Source organism: Sphingobacterium puteale (assembly GCF_003627955.1).
Classification (GTDB): Bacteria; Bacteroidota; Bacteroidia; order Sphingobacteriales; family Sphingobacteriaceae; genus Sphingobacterium; species Sphingobacterium puteale.
On sequence record NZ_RBWS01000007.1, the window covers coordinates 39,514 to 58,794 of the forward strand.

The 19,281-nt window shown below is 41.2% G+C and carries 15 protein-coding genes; 5 read left to right on the forward strand and 10 right to left on the reverse strand.

Features of this window, described 5'->3' with window-relative positions; genetic code table 11:
- The first annotated feature begins 62 nt into the window (after nucleotides 1-62).
- Nucleotides 63-2,660, forward strand: a complete 2,598-nt coding sequence (locus tag D7322_RS09415) for a DUF5686 family protein (RefSeq protein WP_121123570.1) — start codon at nucleotides 63-65, stop codon at nucleotides 2,658-2,660.
- A 537-nt stretch (nucleotides 2,661-3,197) separates the two neighbouring features.
- Here the strand turns inward: D7322_RS09415 and D7322_RS09420 are convergent.
- Together D7322_RS09420 and D7322_RS09425 are read right to left on the reverse strand one after the other, a co-directional pair.
- Nucleotides 3,198-4,880, reverse strand: a complete 1,683-nt coding sequence (locus D7322_RS09420; RefSeq protein ID WP_121123572.1) for a protein-disulfide reductase DsbD family protein — start codon at nucleotides 4,878-4,880, stop codon at nucleotides 3,198-3,200.
- 117 nt (nucleotides 4,881-4,997) lie between these two features.
- A complete protein-coding gene (locus D7322_RS09425) occupies nucleotides 4,998-6,065 on the reverse strand; it encodes a PLP-dependent cysteine synthase family protein (protein WP_121123574.1) in 1,068 nt (355 codons plus the stop codon).
- A 158-nt stretch (nucleotides 6,066-6,223) separates the two neighbouring features.
- On the opposite strand from D7322_RS09425, the gene D7322_RS09430 reads away from it, so the two are divergent.
- Entirely contained in the window at nucleotides 6,224-6,685 is a 462-nt protein-coding gene (locus D7322_RS09430) for an Lrp/AsnC family transcriptional regulator (protein ID WP_121123576.1), read from the forward strand.
- A gap of 89 nt (nucleotides 6,686-6,774) precedes the next feature.
- Here the strand turns inward: D7322_RS09430 and D7322_RS09435 are convergent, their stop codons facing one another.
- From D7322_RS09435 to yihA, 3 genes are all read right to left on the reverse strand, one after another.
- Nucleotides 6,775-8,451, reverse strand: coding sequence for a PNGase F N-terminal domain-containing protein (locus tag D7322_RS09435; RefSeq protein WP_121123578.1), 1,677 nt, complete (start codon nucleotides 8,449-8,451; stop codon nucleotides 6,775-6,777).
- Between the two features lie 79 nt (nucleotides 8,452-8,530).
- Nucleotides 8,531-9,385, reverse strand: a complete 855-nt coding sequence (locus tag D7322_RS09440; RefSeq protein ID WP_121123580.1) for a UbiA-like polyprenyltransferase — start codon at nucleotides 9,383-9,385, stop codon at nucleotides 8,531-8,533.
- A gap of 101 nt (nucleotides 9,386-9,486) precedes the next feature.
- Nucleotides 9,487-10,116: a ribosome biogenesis GTP-binding protein YihA/YsxC gene (yihA, locus tag D7322_RS09445; protein ID WP_121123582.1), complete on the reverse strand. Its 630-nt coding sequence runs from the start codon at nucleotides 10,114-10,116 to the stop codon at nucleotides 9,487-9,489.
- 193 nt (nucleotides 10,117-10,309) lie between these two features.
- Between yihA and D7322_RS09450 the strand changes: the two genes are divergently transcribed.
- Entirely contained in the window at nucleotides 10,310-11,245 is a 936-nt protein-coding gene (locus D7322_RS09450; RefSeq protein ID WP_121123583.1) for an ABC transporter ATP-binding protein, read from the forward strand.
- Nucleotides 11,238-12,563, forward strand: coding sequence for an ABC transporter permease (locus D7322_RS09455; protein ID WP_121123585.1), 1,326 nt, complete (start codon nucleotides 11,238-11,240; stop codon nucleotides 12,561-12,563). Before D7322_RS09450 ends, D7322_RS09455 begins: the two co-directional genes overlap by 8 nt.
- Nucleotides 12,564-12,724: 161 nt before the next feature.
- Here D7322_RS09455 and D7322_RS09460 read toward each other — a convergent pair whose 3' ends face one another.
- Entirely contained in the window at nucleotides 12,725-13,252 is a 528-nt protein-coding gene (locus D7322_RS09460) for a DUF962 domain-containing protein (protein WP_121123587.1), read from the reverse strand.
- A gap of 141 nt (nucleotides 13,253-13,393) precedes the next feature.
- Here D7322_RS09460 and D7322_RS09465 point away from each other — a divergent pair, with 141 nt between their 5' ends.
- Nucleotides 13,394-14,044, forward strand: a complete 651-nt coding sequence (locus tag D7322_RS09465) for an HAD-IA family hydrolase (RefSeq protein ID WP_121123589.1) — start codon at nucleotides 13,394-13,396, stop codon at nucleotides 14,042-14,044.
- 57 nt (nucleotides 14,045-14,101) lie between these two features.
- On the opposite strand, the gene rny is transcribed toward D7322_RS09465, so the two are convergent.
- From rny to pheT, 4 genes are all read right to left on the reverse strand, one after another.
- A complete protein-coding gene (gene rny, locus D7322_RS09470; protein WP_104381053.1) occupies nucleotides 14,102-15,655 on the reverse strand; it encodes a ribonuclease Y in 1,554 nt (517 codons plus the stop codon).
- Nucleotides 15,656-16,076: 421 nt separating this feature from the next.
- Entirely contained in the window at nucleotides 16,077-16,367 is a 291-nt protein-coding gene (locus D7322_RS09475; RefSeq protein ID WP_121123591.1) for a cell division protein ZapA, read from the reverse strand.
- A 57-nt stretch (nucleotides 16,368-16,424) separates the two neighbouring features.
- Nucleotides 16,425-16,730 (reverse strand): hypothetical protein, encoded by a 306-nt coding sequence (locus D7322_RS09480; RefSeq protein WP_077432703.1) that lies wholly within the window; start codon nucleotides 16,728-16,730, stop codon nucleotides 16,425-16,427.
- A 40-nt stretch (nucleotides 16,731-16,770) separates the two neighbouring features.
- Nucleotides 16,771-19,167 (reverse strand): phenylalanine--tRNA ligase subunit beta, encoded by a 2,397-nt coding sequence (pheT, locus tag D7322_RS09485; protein ID WP_121124081.1) that lies wholly within the window; start codon nucleotides 19,165-19,167, stop codon nucleotides 16,771-16,773.
- Between the last annotated feature and the right edge of the window lie 114 nt (nucleotides 19,168-19,281).

A 19,281-nucleotide genomic window follows, 5' to 3' on the forward strand; every position in this document is an offset into this window, starting at 1 on the left:
AAAGTCAGAAATAAAGTAAAAACAAGAAAACAATTTTGAATTTTCAAGATTATAGCAATATAATGGAAGCTAAAATAAACGCACAGACCTTCATAAATAAACTCTTTCTCTCGATAACATTCTTGCTATCAGCATCTCTTGTATTCGCACAGACCAAAACGGTTACGGGTACGGTCAAAGATGCAAAGACAAAGACCCCCATTGCTTACGCCACCGTTGCGGTCGTTGGCGCTCCTGCTGCTGCAGGAACCTCAACATCGACCAATGCAAATGGTGAGTTTAAGCTGGTTTTCCCGACATCTTATGTCAAAATCAGAGCCAGCTATGTTGGCTATGACAATAAGGATGCTTTCGTTACCAACGATGCTATACAGACTAAGGAAATCCTGATGGATGCACAGGACAATATGCTGGAGGAAGTTGTTGTCAAAGCCAAAAAGAAAAAATACAGCAACAAAGACAATCCTGCCGTTGCCCTAATACGTAAGGTCATTGAAAATAAAGATAAAAACCGACTGTCGGGACAACAATATGCTGAATTTGATCAATACGAAAAGATGTCTTTGGGATTGAGCAATCTTTCAGAAAAATTCGTCAACAAAAAAATCTTTAAGAACTATCAGTTTCTTTTCGAAACCGATGATTCGGCTAAAACCGCCAATAAATATGTTTTGCCGGCTTTTATCGAAGAGAAAATGTCCAAAGTGTACTACCGTAAAGATCCGAGCAAAACCAAACAATATATTTTGGGGGATCAACGCGCGCAGTTTGACCCTAAATTTATAGATAATGATGGTCTGGCAGCCTATTTTAATAAACTCTACGAACAAGTTGATATTTATGACAACAACATTTCATTGGTAACCAACCAGTTTTTGAGTCCGATTGCGAATTCTGCACCTACATTTTATAAGTTTTTCATTACCGATACCATCAAAACTTCTCAGCCTTGGCTGGTCGAATTGAGCTTCGTTCCCCGCAATAAAGCAGATATGTTGTTTAAAGGGCAACTATATGTTACACTGGATGGCAATTACGCCGTTCAAGGGGCGAACATGACTGTTGCGGATGATATCAACCTAAATTTTGTACGCGACCTTCAGGTTCAGCTCAAATTCGAAAAAGACAATAAGAGCAGATTCTACCTAAAGACAAGTACATTGGGAATTGATTTTTCATTAACTGAAAAAGGAATGGGTATCCGCGGAAGCCGAACGGTCAATTACAACAACTATAAAGTCGGTGTGCAACAACCCGACAGCATTTACGATGGCCCATCAACGGTAATAGCTTACAATGTCGAGAATAAAAAAGCGACAAAGTCCTTATTTGAAACACAACGCCCTTTGGCTTTGGCACAGAATGAACTGAATATCTACCACAATATAGATACGCTACAGAAAATTCCTTCTTTCAGAACCTTCATGGATATTGCGGCCCTGCTTCTTTCGGGGTACAAACAAGCCGGTCCGGTGGAAATTGGTCCAGTAAATACATTTTACAGTTTCAACCCTGTTGAAGGCTTTCGCTTGCGTGTGGGTGGTCGTACAACCGAATCACTGAGCAAACGTTTCTATGCAGAGAGCTATGCGGCTTATGGGTTCAAGGATCAGAAATGGAAGTACTTTTTCAGTGGGACTTATGCCTTTAACAACAAGTCGGTATACTCCTTCCCTATGCACTATATCAGAGCCTCCTATAAAAAGGATACCAAAATTCCCGGACAAAAGCTCGAGTTTATTCAGGAAGACAACTTTTTATTATCCTTCAAACGCGGTGATAATGACCGTTATATCTACGAAACCAACTACGGGCTGGAATATAAAAAAGAATTCTTGAACCACCTGGCTATTGGTGCTGGATTTAATATTAACAAACAAACTCCGGCGGGTAGCCTAACCTATCAAATGTTGGGTGAAAACGGACAAAACAAATTATTCAACGAATTAAATACAACAGAATTGTCGGTCAACTTTAGATACGCTCCGCATGAAGAATTTTACCAAGGTAAAATCTATCGTACGCCGATCTTCAATCAATACCCCATATTCACATTCAATTATACAGCAGGAATTAAAGGTCTGGCAAAAGGGGAATATAATTACCATAGTTTCAACGTGGGCGCATTCAAGCGTTTTTACCTAAGTCAATTTGGTTTTGCTGATGTAACCGCGGAAGGAAACTATATCGCTGGAAAAGAGATACCATTTCCTTTCCTGACAATCCACCGTGCAAACCAGACTTATGCGTACCAGTTAAACTCGTACAACTTAATGAATTTTCTGGAATTTGTCAGTGACCACAACGCTTCCATCAATGTGCAGTATTACATGAATGGGTTCCTGTTGAATAAAATCCCATTGATCAAAAAGCTTAAGTTACGCGAGGTATTTAGTTTCAAAGGTGTCTATGGTGGTCTTCGTAAAGAAAATGATCCAGACGACCCAAATTATGGTTCTAAAGTGTTTGCATGGCAACGCAATGCTGAAGATATCCAAAGTTCATATACCTTCGGTTCTGAACCTTATATGGAGGCCAGTATCGGTTTGTCCAACATCTTTAAAATTTTGCGTGTGGACTACGTCAAACGTCTGAATTACCTTGACCATGTGGATGCTCCAGCCTGGGGGATCCGTGCACGGGTCAGATTTGACTTCTAATAGTTTCCGTAAATTTATATTATAATTTGAGGCCCTGTCAATTGAGAGAATGATAGGGCCTTTTTTCTTATTTACAACGTCTGCCATTTGATCCTTATCCCATGATATTTGCCCATCTTTCTTTGTCAGTTTATCCGATTGCGGTTCGGCTTGGCGAAAAACTTCGAAATCTTTAACCCTAGCTGACTCCAAGTTAGGGGAGTAATTCGGGGCATATTTGTATCTGATTCGGAACAGGTTCGCTCCCGCTAGCAGGTATGAGTGTGGTAATTACGTCATAAGTACCCGATAAATGCGTCAGAGACTCGGACTCAACACGGACTCATCATAGACTCAATACGGACTCACCCCGGCTTTAGGGCGAAGTAGATACGGCACTGTGCCGAAGCGTTGGCGGAGCTAATTCGATGGTAAACGAATGACTCCCTAAAAAAGTACGATATGAAGAAGCATTGCATGATCGAAAAACTAGGTTTTACGCAAAAAAAAATCCCCATTGCAAACAGCAAAGGGGATAAAATTAGAATATGACGATGGTTAGTTTTTCTTTTTGAATGCATCTACACCGCTCTGTAGAAATGCTTTGTATTCTTCAACATTGTAATTTGCCCCACTTTGAGGAACCAGCACCTGACCGTTCGGATCAACAATCACATACAATGGCTGCGAATTACTATTGAATGCGGAAGCTTGAAAATCGCTGTTTTTGTTTCCGATAGTCTTTATTTTTTTATTGCTGTATGCAGAAACTATCTGCTCATTGACCGGCAATTCAGTTTTATCATCCACAAACAACTCGGCCATGATAAACTCTTCTTTCAACAACTTGGCTACCGCAGGATCTGTCCATACGTTTGCCTCCATTTTACGGCAGTTAACACAATTCCAGCCTGTAAAATCAATCAAAACAGGTTTATTAAGCTCTTTCGCCGTTGCTAAAGCCTGATCGTAATCATAATAGGGATCAAAGCCTTTTGGTGTACCACGCTCGTGAAAAATTTCAGCATATTTTTTGACTTTTCCATCTGTATGCGCAGCAGTGCCACTGCCAACTCCAGTGGATAAATCAAAATCCTGGGTTGCCGATGGCGGCAAAAAGGCTGAAATAGACTTTAAGGGAGCGCCCCATAAACCGGGAATCATATACACCACGAAGGAAAAAACAACAATAGCGAGTATTGTTCTCGGAACAGACAGAAATTTGAGATCGCTATCGTGGGAAAATTTAATTTTACCGATCAGATAAAGCCCCATCAAACCAAATACGGCGATCCATAAAGAGAGGAATACTTCTCTGTCCAACCAGTTCCAATGGTAAGCCAAATCTACATTTGACAAAAATTTCAATGCCAAAGCCAGCTCCAAAAAACCAAGTACCACTTTTACACTGTTCAACCAGCCACCTGATTTGGGCAGCGATTTAAGCATTGATGGGAACATAGCGAATAAACCAAATGGAATAGCCAAGGCAATAGAGAATCCCAACATACCTATGGCAGGCCCCAATCGTTCACCTTTTGACGCTGCTTCCACCAGAAGCGTTCCGATAATCGGCCCGGTACAGGAAAACGACACTAACGATAAACTAAATGCCATAAAAAACAAACCTACAAGCCCACCTTTATCCGACTTGGCGTCCATTTTATTCACAAAAGAGCTTGGCAAAGTAATTTCAAATGCACCGAAGAATGAGGCCGCAAATACCACCAACAGCAAAAAGAAAATAAAATTAAAAATGCCATTGGTCGAAAGGGCATTCAGCGCATCAGAACCGAATGCAATGGTAATGATCATGCCCAAAGCGACATAGATCACAATGATGAATAATCCGTACAATAAAGCCTTGCTAATGCCACTGGCGCGGCTACCGGACTGCTTGGTGAAGAAGCTTACGGTTAAAGGAAGCATCGGAAATATACAAGGCATCAATAAAGCTGCGAAGCCTCCGACCAAGCCTGCGATAAAAATGCTCCAAAGTGACTTTTTTCCACCTTCTGCCGAACCACCTGCTTCAGCTGTAGCAGCCACCGTTGTCTTATTGGAGTCAATTTGAGCTGTAACCGTGTCAGGTGACTCTTCAAAAGATAAAGAATCCGGACTGATTGTACCATCCGTGAATTCGATACCATCCGGGCTAACCGTACTGTCCTGCTGCGCAAACATTGCAAGAGGAAAGATGAGCAGGAATAAAAGGGTTAATAGTTTAAAATTAGTTTTCATCAGAATATCATGTGTTTTTCATAATTTATTTTGCTTTGAGATTTGTTCTTGTGTAAATAAAACCCGAGGAGCAATACACTCCCCGAGTTCACTATAAACATATGAAACTAAATCTTACTATGCTCCAAATACAGGATTTGGCAGCCTACAAATCGGTTGAAAACCCAGAAAATCAACATCGCTGGATAAATAGCCCGGTTTAACAGGTTCATCTTTCACCAAATCCGTACTTAAATATTTTTTATTGTCATCACATAGTAGCGTGACGACAACTGCTCCGTCCCCCAACTCCTGTTGTAGCTTAATTGCTCCGATAACATTGGCTCCCGAGGAAATTCCAACGGCAAGCCCCAATTGCCTTGACAGCTTCTGAGCCATAATGATCGAATCGCCATCGTTGGCACAAACAACACGATCCAGTTCATCCAAATTCACAATCGCCGGAATAAATTCATCGGATATACCCTGAATACGGTGTGAACCGACTTTATGTCCTGTCGTTAATGTTGGACTTTCCGCCGGCTCCAAGGGATGTACGCGCACAGCTGGGTTCACCTTCCGCAAGCTGCGCCCTACGCCCATGACGGTTCCACCTGTTCCCACTCCTGCCACAAAGGCGTCAGCGATCAAACCCTGTTCTTCCAATTGTTTCACAATTTCATAACCGGTCGTTTTCTCATGTGCTTCAGCGTTATATTGATTTTCAAACTGTCGTGGAAGAAAAACACCACCAGCGGCAGCAAGCTCTTCGCTCAAACGAATGCTACCTAAAAAACCACCTTCTTCTTTGCTGATCAGCTGAATATCGGCCCCCATGCTTCTGATAATATCGGTACGCTCTTTACTCAACCAATTTGGCATGATGATCTTTACCTGATGTCCCAAAGCTTTACCAATTGCCGAAAAAGCAATTCCTGTATTTCCACTTGTAGCTTCAATCACAACATCCGTTGGTCTAATTTGGCAATTCATATATGCTTTGTACAAGATATATAAAGCCATTCTATCTTTGATACTACCTGTTAAATTATAATTCTCACATTTTACGAATACCCGGCCTGGCTTACCTTTGTAGGTATACTGCAATTCCAACATTGGCGTGTTACCGACCAATCTCCACAAATGCTTAAATCTTTTGTCCAATGCAGGTGATAAACATGCACTTAGTAATTCTTGTTCAGCCATTTTTATATAAATGATTATTCTGTTGCAAAATTGGGCAATAACAAGATATTATTCAATACAGAACTATAACTTCAATAAAAATTCAATAAAAATAAACCGATAACAATAAATTATTCATTATAACATTGTAATTTTGCAACAACACCGAAAATATTCATATTATGGAATTGGATGATACCGATCTAAAATTATTGCGCTTATTACAGCACGATGCTTCATTAAGTAATAAGGAACTCTCCTTCGAATTGAATAAGTCAATCGCCGCAGTGCACGAAAGGGTAAAAAAGTTAAAAAGGCTGAGTTATATCAAAAAAACAGTAGCGATCCTGGATCGGCACAAAATCGGAATTGGACTGATTTCGTTTTCACAGGTATTCCTGAAAGCGCATACATTTGAGGTTTTGAACGAATTTGAAAAAGAAGTGGCGAAGTTTCCCGAAGTTATGGAATGCTATCAGATGGCTGGATCTTATGATTTCATGTTACGCATTGCTACCAAAGACATGGATGCTTATCACATCTTTTTAAGACACCGTCTGGCGGTGCTCCCGCAGGTCAATACCGTACAGACTTATTTTGTATTATCGGAAACAAAGAGTGAAACTGCTTATCCACTATAATACGTAGGGACAGGCCAAATACTCCGCTCCAAAAAAAAGTATGAGGTATTGATTTCAATACGATCAATACCTCACCTATATCATTCCATTTAATCGAACAGTAAGGTTCCCGTTACGTTCCAGCTGCTGAAACTTGTTCCTTCCGGAGCGCCTTGTGGGATCTGAACCTGCAATTTGTAATCACCAGCTTTTAAATCGCCCAGATCGATATAAATCGGAGGTGTAACCGTTCCCGGACACCAATTGGAGCGACTTAAATCGGACGAAGATAGTCCAGTTGCAAAATTACCCGAAGCGGGATTGGATAAACGGTAAGAACCGCAGTCGTTACGCCAGGGTGTATATTTAAACAGTAAGGCATCGTTTAGAAAAATACGGTTTTCTTTGGGTACAAATTCATCGCCATTTCCCCAACCACCATGACCGGTTGTGATGTAGCGTAATTGTACATTTTTAGCGTCCTGATCCAAATGAAACGAGAGCGTCAGCCCTTTATCCTGATCAAACATGGATCCATACTCCTGCCCCCCCATTTCCATCACATTGGTCGTCGTAAATAAGGACATGGTCTTTTTTAATTCCCCTTCCGATCCAGCTTCAAAACCAGGGTGAATTGTGAGCTCAACGCTAACTTCATGACCATTCTTATCATAATTGCCAATGAAAGCGCCTACGTATACCTCCTGCTCACTCAACATCCCAGCGAGTTCGGACACATCTTGCCTGTAAAGTACCGAATCCTGCCAAACCTTATCCTTTAACTGAAGATAGTTAAACTGCTTAACACCAAATGGAGTAAAAAACCGCATCAATTCAACGATAGGTTCGAAAGTGGTAGTCCTCACCACACCTTGGTAACTTTTCCCATTACCATTTTCATACTTCGGCAAGGTCGACATGCCGTTTTTCATCCCATCCAAAAAGCTCTGTGCTTTATTGGCTGGGATAATAAAAACAGATCCGGTACGGTCATACGCATCACCTTTTGATTGCTCCACAAGTTGAACAAACACTTTATCGCTAAGTTTTATTTTCGGTATTTTGACCTTCTTGACAATGACTGTGCCATTGGCAAAACGTAGAATTGAATCAGATTTGACATCATCCGAAAAACGAATGCGCTCTTTTTGAAAGACTGGAAGCTGAATAAAACGATTTTTCCAAATAAGGTCTTTATAGGAAAGTTCATCATAGCGCTTTTCGGTTCCTTTTAACTTCAATTGATCAGGGATTGTATGGACTTTCTCCACTTTCGTAGCGAAAGTCCTTGTATTGCCGTTTCTAATTACTTCCAGCACTAAACCAAGGTCCTGCCCCAACTCAGTCGGAGCTCCTTTTACCCCTAGTTTATCCGTATACCATAGCTCAATCTTATTGGAATTGATACTGGTTTCCACTTTCTTACAGGGATACCCCAAGATGGTCTTAGTTTCCTTAGTCGGGTTGAATTTCTGTTTAGAGAGTGCCAAAGAGTCTCTTGTCAGGATAAGGGAACCATCTTTGAGTTTCGCAAGCTTAAGCAAGGTATTTCCAGACGATCGCTCCACCAGCACGTGTTCGTAAGGCGGCAACAATTGTCCCTGTATATCTTTTTCCGAACTCACATAAGTTTCATTTGCATTGGCATAGACCAGTACCCCATTCTGATTGGCGGGTGTATTACCATTAAAACTTTGATTATACTGGATGACATAGCTTGTTAGCTTCTGGGCATAGGAGGACAATGACAGACATAAAATTGAAACAAAAAGGATATTTTTCTTCATAGTACGCAATTGGATTAGACACAAAAATAAGAAAGGCTTTAGGAATTCCTAAAGCCTTTCTTATTTTATGCTAAAACGTTTATTTTATCAACCAGATATCCAAAAGATAAAAGATGGCAAAGATGACCGAAGCGTAACCATTGGTAGTCATGAAATCGCGGTTTACCCGACTTAGATCTGTCGGCGAAAACAGTGTGTGTTGATAGATCAGCAATGCACCATAAAACGCAACTCCTAAATAATAAATCCAACCGACGGGCATTAAAAAGGCAGGTATTAAAACAAATATGAAAGACAGCACATGTAAACATTCAGATACCCGCATCGCTCCTTTTGTTCCCAACCACACCGGAATGGAGTTCAACTTATTGGCCCGGTCAAAGGCCTCATCCTGCAATGCGTAGATTATATCAAAGCCACTCACCCAGGTCAATACAGCAAAGCCATACAAAACAGGGACAGTTGCAAATTGTCCCGTGATCACCATATATGCCCCAATTGGTGCTAAACCCAATCCTGCCCCGAGTACCAAATGGCACAACGGTGTAATGCGCTTGGTATAAGAATAAAAAAGCACAACAAAGAGTGCAATGGGTGACAGCATAAAGCACAGGGAATTTATAAAATAAGTCGCTGTGACAAAAAGTAAGCAATTGATAACGGTAAAAATCAATGCACTCCGGGCTGAAATCTTCCCTGCCGGAATATCACGCATTGCCGTCCGCGGATTGATGGCATCAATATCCCGATCCAAATACCGATTGAAGGCCATGGCTGCATTCCGAGCCGTTACCATACACAGCAGCATCAATAGTAATAGTTTCCAGGAAAAGGCATATTCAGTGGTATGCAGGGCTAAAAAGAAGCCTATAAGGGCAAATGGCAACGCAAATACACTGTGTGCAAATAAAACTAAAGAAAGATACTTCTTCATGAGGTGATCTTAATGGATTTTAAAACGTTCGACACCCTATCCTCGGCAATGATCAGGTTGACCAAGCGATGATGTCAACGAATTTTATTTTTTTGAAATACTTAAAACGGCATTCTTTCTTCCGGCTCAGGCCCCACAAATCGGCGATTGACTTCATCAATGGTTTCCAGAATCGGTTCATGACCTATTTTCTTCTCAGCCGAGGTCAAAAAGACCGGCGGTACCTCCTCAAACCATTGCAACAGCTCTTTTTTAAATTTTGCAATATTCGCATCAGATTTCACTGCTGATTGCTTGTCTGCTTTGGTAAAGACTAACATAAAGGGCAAACCGCATTCACCCAACCAATAACAGAAATCAAGATCGATCTTCTGTGGCTCGAGACGACTGTCTACCAAAACAAATACACATTGTAAATTGTCTCTATGCGTAAGGTATCTGCGAATGAATTTTTCCCATTCATTACGACTTGTTTTGGATGCTTTCGCGAATCCATAACCAGGTAAATCGACCAGATACCAGGTATCATCTATAATAAAATGATTGATCAACTGAGTCTTACCAGGTTTTTGAGAGGTTTTGGCAAGTCCCTTCTTATTTGTCATGGCATTGATCAAAGAAGATTTACCTACATTAGAACGGCCTATAAAGGCGTACTCAGGCAAATTTGGCGCAGGTAATTTGTCAACTCTCGTGTTGCTACACACGAATTCGGCTTTTTTTACTTCCATGGAACAAAGGTACATTAAATGAATCCGTTTGACAAGGTTTACACCCTTCTATGCAATAAAAAACTGAACGGCTAATCTGTAACATTTAACGCTGTTCAGATACTAATAGTCAAAATAAACAAGTGTATATTTGATAGCAAACGATATATGCTATATTTTTTCGCCATACTGAATTTAATTAAACCCTAAAAAGATGTTACTCGAAATCAATCATGTTACCAAGGATTACGCCAATCATCGTGCATTGGACGATGTGTCTATTCAGATTCCAAAAGGAAAGATCTTTGGCCTGCTTGGGCCAAATGGAGCCGGAAAAACATCCCTGATCCGTATCATTAACCAGATCACTGCTCCGGATTCAGGTGAAATCCGGTTCAATGGCGAATTATTGGGGGCGCAGCATATCGCCCAGATAGGTTACCTCCCGGAAGAACGAGGGCTCTACAAAAAAATGAAAATCGGTGATCAGATGCTTTATCTGGCGCAGTTGAAAGGGCTTTCTAAAAAAGAAGCTTTACATCGGATACACGACTGGTGCGAACGTCTCGATATTTCCTCATGGTTGGACAAGAAGATCGAAGACCTCAGCAAGGGAATGCAGCAAAAAGTCCAATTTGTCGCTACCGTCATCCACCAGCCGCAATTGATTATCCTCGATGAACCTTTCTCCGGCTTTGATCCGGTCAACGCCAATATCATCAAAGAACAGATTTTACGATTGAATAAGGAAGGGGCCACCATTATCTTTTCGACACACCGCATGGAAACGGTCGAGGAACTTTGCGATAATATCGCGCTCATCAACCGATCAAAGAAAATACTGGATGGCGCTGTTCATGCGATAAAAAAAGAATATCGGAATCAGACTTACAAATTGGAATATACAGCAACCGAAGATAATTTTCTTCTGTCCAACGACGCGCTCTTCGAGGTCATAACCTCAACAAAGATCGAAAAAACATACATCACTATAATTCAGCTAAATAGAAATATTCATATAAATGATGTATTAATACATTTTTTACCACAAATACAGCTAAATCAATTGATAGAAATCGTACCTTCCATAGGGGATATTTTCATCCAAAAAGTTACTCAAGTCTCACCAACAGCCAACGAACATGCATAAAATATTACTTATTATTCAACGGGAATATCTGTCCCGCGTCAAGAAAAAATCTTTTATTGTGATGACCTTTGCCGTGCCCCTATTCTTTTTTGCATTATATGCAGGCATGTTCTACCTGACTAAAAAAAGCTTCAAAGATGCGCACACTGAGGTTTTTGTAATTGATGGGCAGGGTGACTTTGCGGGGAAACTCCAAAGCAATAAAAACGTAAGCTATACGGTCAGCAAGTTAGATCTAAAGGCCCAAAAAGCACAGCTCACGCAAAGCGAAGGAAAACAATCGATCTTATACATTCCCAAGGATATTCTTAGCAGCCAAAAGGCCGAACTTATTACCAGCGGCAAAACAAGTTTTGTCACGCAAGAGATCATAGGCGGACAACTGGAAGAAATCATTCGCGAAAAAGAGTATAAAGCTAAGGGAATAGACTTGCAGATCATCCAGTCTATCAAACCCAAAGTCGCCATAGATGCCAAAGAGATCACGGCTGACGGTGAGGAGAAAAACAGCAATACTGCTATCGCCATGGGACTTGGTGTCGCCCTGGCCATCCTGGTTTATCTCTCCCTGTTTCTGTATGGCGCGCAGGTGATGCGTGGTATCATCGAAGAGAAGAGCAACCGCATCATCGAAGTCATTATTTCTTCCGTCAAGCCTTTTCAGCTTATGATGGGTAAAATTGTTGGGATTGGGATGGTCGGTCTCACTCAATTTGTGATGTGGCTGCTGCTTACAGGGGGGCTTTTTATAACGGCAACACTGTTATTTGTCAATCCGCAGGATATGCAGGAGGTCGCTGCCAGTCAGCCCGGAACTGGCAGTATGGGAACGGTATCCAAAGCAATCGGACAAAGCGGATCCGCCTCCATTCTCGCCTCCCTCCAAAGTTTTAATTTTACCGAAGTCATCATCTTTTTCTTTCTGTTTTTTATTGCCGGATACCTGCTGTATAGCGCTATTTTTGCTGCTGCTGGTTCCGCTGTAGACAATGAAACAGAAGCCAATCAGTTTTCCATGCCCATTACCATGCCCCTATTGTTAACGTATATCCTGTCATTTGGTGTCATTATCAACGATCCCAATGGGCCCATTGCCACTTGGTTGAGCTTTATTCCGTTTACTTCACCTATTGCCATGTTGGTACGGATACCTTTTGGCGTGCCGATGTGGCAGATATTAACCTCATTGGCCTTATTGATTTCAACATTCTTATTAATCACTTGGGCTGCTGCCCGAATCTATCGTGTTGGCATCCTCATCTATGGTAAAAAAGCAAGCCTTAAGGAAATCATCAAATGGTTCAATTATAAAAATTGATGAGTTTGATCACAATAACGAGTCGAAAAAATTAACAGAAAAGGCCAGATCGCATGGTGCAATCTGGCCTTTCTTATATTATATCATATACCAGATAAGATCGTCTCTTATTTTGCTACAAAAGCATGCTTTCCTGCTAAGAAAACTATCTTATAGATTGTTTAATACCTAATATTGAACTTCTGAAATACAAAATGCCATAACCATATCGGGCCAATGAGCAGGAATTGTAGAAACTGTTTTCCGCTGATTGCTTTTTTCTCTTTTCCTTTACCAACATACAACGCCGCCAGTGCGAGCAAAGCAATCGCAAGGCACACCCATATCACTGCAGGGCCACCATTTTTTTGCACATATTCCAATTGCACAATAAAGTAGCTCATTGCCCCGATCGAGAATAAAATTGCATAAGACAGGGTCGCGGATAGCTTAAGGTAAAAATAGATAACAACCGCAATGAAGAAAGAACCCCAATTCAAAAAAGTATGCCAATTGAGCTTCACTAAAAATTCAAACTGTGGGAAAGGAATCATCCAGATACAGCCCATCACGCCGAAGAATAGCAGCGGCAAAAAGATAATCTGAATCATGCGATTGGTCGGGTCTTGAAAATTAGTGTCCAACTCCTCAAAATAGGTATCTACCGGACGCTTCGGCTCTACTTCCTGAACTTTCTTCTTTTGTTTCATTCGGCAAATTTAATAAATATTGGTCTGCCGAGACGGTTACGCAACATAATAAATATCATTTTTTTGGTCTGAGGCTTGTCATTAAATGCATTCTTCTGGCTTTAGCTGGCAATCTCCTATCCAATTCCGTATTATTGCAGCATGAAGTCTTATAAACACATCCTATTTGATCTTGATGGAACCTTGACCGACCCTGCTGAGGGCATCACCAAATGCATCGCTTATGCACTCGAAGCCAAGGGAATTATTACGTCCGATCTGGATAGTCTTAAACCGCTGATCGGGCCGCCATTGAAAGATACATTCATGCACAGCTACGGATTTGAGGAACAGGAAGCTTTGGCCTGTGTGGAAAAATACCGCGAACGCTTTGCCACCAAGGGTTTGTATGAGAATATACTTTTTAATGGTATTCCCGAGCTACTGGAAGGCCTCAAATCGAAAGATTATAAGGTTTACTTGGCAACATCCAAACCCGAAATCTTTGCGCACAGGATATTGCAGCACTTTGCTATAGACCAGTATTTCGATTTCGCCGGAGGAAGTGCCCTGGACGATTCCAGGCCTACAAAAACCAGCGTCATTCAATATGTGATGGAAAATGCTCATCTAACGAACCCACATGACTGTATCATGATCGGCGACCGCAAACATGATCTTATCGGTGCCCGAGAGACAAACATGGATGCCGTTGCTGTGCTTTATGGTTATGGCAGCAAAGCGGAACTCGAACAAGAATCGCCAGCCTTTCTCCTGCACAGTGTTGCAGATCTAATTGAATTTTTTGAATAATAAAAAAACTCCAACCTATAATAGATTGGAGCTTTTTCAAGATTGATCCCTCAGGATCTATTTCGCGTAAGACACGGATCTCGTCTCACGGATAACAGTTACTTTAATCTGTCCTGGGTAAGTCATTTCCGTTTGGATACGATTGGAGATATCGGCAGCCAGTATCTCTGACTGTGCGTCAGATACCTTCTCGCTTTCCACAATAACACGCAATTCACGTCCCGCTTGGATGGCGAAGGTTTTTTCCACACCTGGATACGATAATGCCAGATCCTCCAGTTCTTTCAGACGTTTGATATAGCTTTCAACGACTTCACGGCGTGCTCCCGGGCGTGCTCCAGAAATGGCATCACATGCCTGTACAACAGGCGAAATCAACGCTGTCATTTCGATCTCATCGTGGTGCGCACCGATTGCATTACACACATCAGGATGTTCTTTGTATTTCTCAGCTAACTGCATACCTAAAATTGCGTGTGGCAATTCCGGGTTATCGTCAGGCACTTTACCAATATCGTGGAGCAATCCGGCACGTTTTGCGTGTTTGACGTTCAGGCCAAGCTCTGCAGCCATTGTTGCTGCGAAATTGGCAACCTCACGGGAGTGCTGTAAAAGGTTCTGACCATAAGAAGAACGGTAACGCATACGTCCCACCATACGGATCAGTTCAGGATGCAATCCATGAATACCCAGATCAATGGCAGTACGTTCACCAATCTCAACAATCTCATCTTCAATCTGTGTACGTGTTTTTGCTACGACCTCCTCAATACGAGCTGGGTGGATACGGCCATCCGTTACAAGACGGTGTAAAGCCAAACGGGCAATCTCACGACGTACGGGATCGAAACCAGAAAGGATAATTGCTTCCGGTGTATCATCCACGATGATCTCTACACCTGTTGCAGCTTCCAATGCACGGATATTACGGCCCTCACGACCTATAATACGACCCTTGATCTCATCATTTTCGATATTGAAAATAGACACTGTGTTTTCGATTGCGGATTCGGTAGCAGTACGTTGAATTGTTTGGATAACGACTTTTTTCGCTTCTTTCGTCGCGGTCAATTTCGCTTCGTCCACAATATCTTTGATCTGAATCATGGCTTGGGAACGGGCTTCCTCTCGCAATGAATCCACCAACTGGTTTTTAGCCTCGTCCGCCGTAACACCGGCGATACTCTCCAATTGTTTGATCTGCTGTAATTTTAAAGCCTCAACTTCTTCGGATTTCTTTTCATTGAGTTCAACCAATTTATCCAATTGCTTCTTTTTGGTGTCCACCTCCTGCTTATCGCGATTGATGCTTTCCAGCTTTTGATTAATGGATTGTTCTTTCTGTCTCAACGTATTCTCCTTCTGGTTAATGGTATTGTTACGTTGATTCACCTCCTTTTCGTGTTCGGATTTCAATTGAAGGAATTTTTCTTTCGCCTCTAATAGGCGTTTCTTCTTAATGTGTTCTCCTTCTTGCTCTGCATCTTTTAGTATGCTATTTACCTTATCTTTGGCTTCCTGTTCTTGTTTTTTGAATAACAGAACCAATAGATAACGACCTATAACTACACCAACAATCAGAGAAATTATGATATAAATTGCGACGTCCATGTATGTATAATTGTATTATATATGTTTGTTTTTATTAATTACTAAATTTTTTAGATAAAACTCTCCATTCTCCCTCTACCATCGCATAAGCTGACTTATTGACATCGGGTATTCTATTTACAGTCGCTATTAGAAATGCAGGGGAATTGAATCCAATCTGATTCAGTCCGCTTGCAAGCCGGACAATTGCCCGCTGATTTCCAAACAAAAAAAAACCGCAATTAAATTTAAACAGGTCTCATGTATTATTAAACTTCGTGATTACATAATTAGGCTTAGATTATGACCCAGATGGCTTTCGCAAAATGGCCTATATCTTTTTGCGCCTGTAATATTGAAGCGTTAAGTTTAAAATAGTGACAACCCGAATTTAATTGCGGCAAATTCGTCGTTTTAAGCTCTAAATATAAAGAACGTAAATTTATTTTTTAAAGAAATCCGTCAACAACTGGTCAAGCTCCTGTACTGAATTCTCCAGACCCACTTCGTGGTTCTGGGATTGTCGCTCCGCATTTAACATCCGCGTAGCAAACTGCAATACACACATGGATAGCAGATCCTGCTTATCTCTCACAGTATAGTTTTCCTGCAATTCCTTTATTTTTTCATTTATCAATTTCGCAGCATGTCGAATCACTTCTTCCTCCGCGCTTTCCACCCTAAGGGGATAAACACGGTCTGCGATATTTATTTTTATGGAAATCTCTCCCATTTCTTTGAGCTTTTTAACGTTGTATTAGTTTAAATTCCGATGATCGCTAAATTCCAACTACTTCAACAAACTAATACACTTGTCTATTTCTCGCACAAAATCGTTAATTTTTTGTTTTGTGTCAAGTATTTTTTCATTAATTGCTTCCTTATCCGTTTCTGAATCCAAGGTTCGCGCTACTGCCAATGCCTTGACCTTCTCTTCCAGCTGCTTGCTTTTATCGTTGCTCGCATCGAAAGCCACTTTTAAGGATTGTACCTCTAATTTAAGCAAATCATTTTCTTCTTGCAAGACTTCGCACATTTGAATTAAGTTTTTCGTTTTCTCAACGATCAGATTCATTTGTGAAGACAATGTTGCCATAGCGTAAATCGAATATTACCAATTAATGTTATATCACTGTTTAACCGCGCACTTCTGCGCTTAGTTCCTTCTCAAAATTAACAATTAATTTTTGAACTATCGCATCAATTTGTTTATCGGTCAATGTTTTTTCTTCATCTTGCAAGATAAAGCTCAGAGCATAAGACTTTTTCCCTTCCGGAATTTTATCACCTTTATACACATCAAACACATTTACTTCCTTTAAAAGCTTGCGTTCGGTCTTTTGAGCGACAAATTGAAGTTTATCAAAGCTGACATTTTCGTCAATTAATAACGATAAATCACGGCGTACCGCGGGGAATTTCGACACTTCTTTGTATTGAATGTTATTTTTACGAATGATTTTCATCAAGACATCCCAGTCAAAATCCGCGAAGAAAACTTGCCCCTCAACGTCTGCTTTTTTCAAGTTGGCATGAGCTACCGCACCGAAAGAAACCAGACATTTCTGGCCTTTCAGATAACTCAATCCGTAGGCAAAGTGATGGCTCGGCGCATCTTGTATTTGTATACCCTCAATCTTCAGACGTTTAACAATTGTATCAACTGCAGCTTTAAGGGTATAGAAATTAACGTTTCCCTTTTTACTATTCCACTGTTCGGCTTCTTCTCTACCGCTTATTGCAAAAGTCAAATGTTGCGTTTCTTTATATCCATCCCCATCCAACGCGTATGTTTTACCAAATTCGAAGAATTTCAGATCAAAATTTCTGCGTTTCTGATTATATTCAATGGCATTTAACACCGAGAACAACATGTTTTGACGCATGGTATCCAAATCCGAACTCAATGGATTGAACAATTTTACCGCGGTCTCGCTGTCATCCGCATAATCAAGCTTTGTCAACGAATTCGCTAATATTTCACGGAATCCGTTACCGATCAACAAATCAGCCAGCTGATTTAAGACGACTTCCTTATCTGGCTTTTCAACGGTATTTAAGGAAGCCTTAATTTGGGATTTTAGCTCAATATTATTGTAACCATAAATCCGTAATACCTCTTCGACCACATCTACTTCACGCGTTACATCGACACGATAAGCAGGCACCAAAACATCTAGCCCCTCGGCGGTCTCTGAAGCAACCTCTATACCTAATGCCACAATAATGGCTTTAATTTCTTCATTGGGAATGGCCTGTCCGATCAAACGCACCACATTCGCATAACTAACATGGAATGAAAATGGTTTGATTTCTACCGGATACTCATCTTTAATCGTAGAGGAAATCGTACCGCCTGCAATTTCCTGAATCAAGAGTGCAGCACGTTTTAACGCGTCAACAGTACTATTCGGATCTGTACCGCGCTCGAATCGGAATGAAGCGTCTGTTTTCAAGCCATGCCGTTTAGAAGTCTTACGGACCGAAACCGCATTGAAGTAAGCCGATTCAAGAAACACATTTGTCGTCTCCATGGAGACACCTGAATGTGCACCACCAAAAACACCCGCGATACACATTGGTTTTTCAGCATCTGCAATCACCAGATCTTCAGTAGAAAGTATCCGCTCAACAGCATCCAATGTGACAAATTTTTCATCTTCTTTTGCCGTACGGACAATTACTTTATTACCTGCAATCTTATCCGCATCAAACGCATGCAATGGTTGCCCAAGATCATGCAATATATAATTGGTGATATCAACAATGTTATTGATCGGGCGTACGCCGATTACATTTAGTTTTTCCTTCAGCCAGTCTGGCGATTCACCTACCTGAACGCCAGAAATATTGATTCCACTATATCGTGGGCATGAAATAGTATCCGCAACAACAACCGCAGTTCCCACTTCTTCACCGGGCTGAAATGCAGAAAGATCTGTTTTTTTGATATTCGTACGGAAGTAAGCAGCGATATCGCGTGCCACACCTAAGTGGGAAGCCGCATCCGCTCGATTCGGTGTAAGACCAATTTCGTAGCGGTAATCATCCTGAATATTGAAATGATCTTTTACCAATGTGCCTACCGCAACATCAGCAGGTAATTCAACGATACCAGCATGGGATGTACCCAAACCGATCTCATCCTCACCACATAACATTCCTTCGGATACCTCTCCGCGTATTTTAGATTTGGTTATCTTAAATGGTTCTCCGGTCAAAGGGTGACATGTCGTACCTACTGTTGCCACAATTACCTTCAATCCGGTACGGCAATTTGGTGCGCCACATACGATATTCAATAATTCGGAAGCGCCCACATCAACTGTGGTGACGCGTAATTTATCCGCATTGGGGTGTTGCTCACAAGTTTTAACCTCGCCGACAACCAAACCATCCAATCCTCCCGGGATACTCTGTACGACATCCAGCGCTTCTACTTCCAATCCTGTATTTGTCAAGATCAAAGATAATTCCTCCGGAGTCGAATCTATATTAACGTGTTGTTTTAACCAATTATATGAAATGTTCATCTCGAATTTGATTTGATGCACAAACTTAGATAAATTTGAGGTTATATACAACGTCAATTTGGTGATCCACCCCATGGTCCCTGCATTCCATCCGCTAAGTTTTAATCCAGAGAC

Coding starts and splice junctions, on each gene's coding strand:
- D7322_RS09415 (WP_121123570.1), top strand. CDS start 63: ATGGAAGCTAAAATAAACGCACAGACCTTCATAAATAAACTCTTTCTC.
- D7322_RS09420 (WP_121123572.1), bottom strand. CDS start 4,880: ATGAAAACTAATTTTAAACTATTAACCCTTTTATTCCTGCTCATCTTT.
- D7322_RS09425 (WP_121123574.1), bottom strand. CDS start 6,065: ATGGCTGAACAAGAATTACTAAGTGCATGTTTATCACCTGCATTGGAC.
- D7322_RS09435 (WP_121123578.1), bottom strand. CDS start 8,451: ATGAAGAAAAATATCCTTTTTGTTTCAATTTTATGTCTGTCATTGTCC.
- D7322_RS09440 (WP_121123580.1), bottom strand. CDS start 9,385: ATGAAGAAGTATCTTTCTTTAGTTTTATTTGCACACAGTGTATTTGCG.
- yihA (WP_121123582.1), bottom strand. CDS start 10,116: ATGGAAGTAAAAAAAGCCGAATTCGTGTGTAGCAACACGAGAGTTGAC.
- D7322_RS09450 (WP_121123583.1), top strand. CDS start 10,310: ATGTTACTCGAAATCAATCATGTTACCAAGGATTACGCCAATCATCGT.
- D7322_RS09455 (WP_121123585.1), top strand. CDS start 11,238: ATGCATAAAATATTACTTATTATTCAACGGGAATATCTGTCCCGCGTC.
- D7322_RS09460 (WP_121123587.1), bottom strand. CDS start 13,252: ATGAAACAAAAGAAGAAAGTTCAGGAAGTAGAGCCGAAGCGTCCGGTA.
- D7322_RS09465 (WP_121123589.1), top strand. CDS start 13,394: ATGAAGTCTTATAAACACATCCTATTTGATCTTGATGGAACCTTGACC.
- rny (WP_104381053.1), bottom strand. CDS start 15,655: ATGGACGTCGCAATTTATATCATAATTTCTCTGATTGTTGGTGTAGTT.
- D7322_RS09475 (WP_121123591.1), bottom strand. CDS start 16,367: ATGGGAGAGATTTCCATAAAAATAAATATCGCAGACCGTGTTTATCCC.
- D7322_RS09480 (WP_077432703.1), bottom strand. CDS start 16,730: ATGGCAACATTGTCTTCACAAATGAATCTGATCGTTGAGAAAACGAAA.
- pheT (WP_121124081.1), bottom strand. CDS start 19,167: ATGAACATTTCATATAATTGGTTAAAACAACACGTTAATATAGATTCG.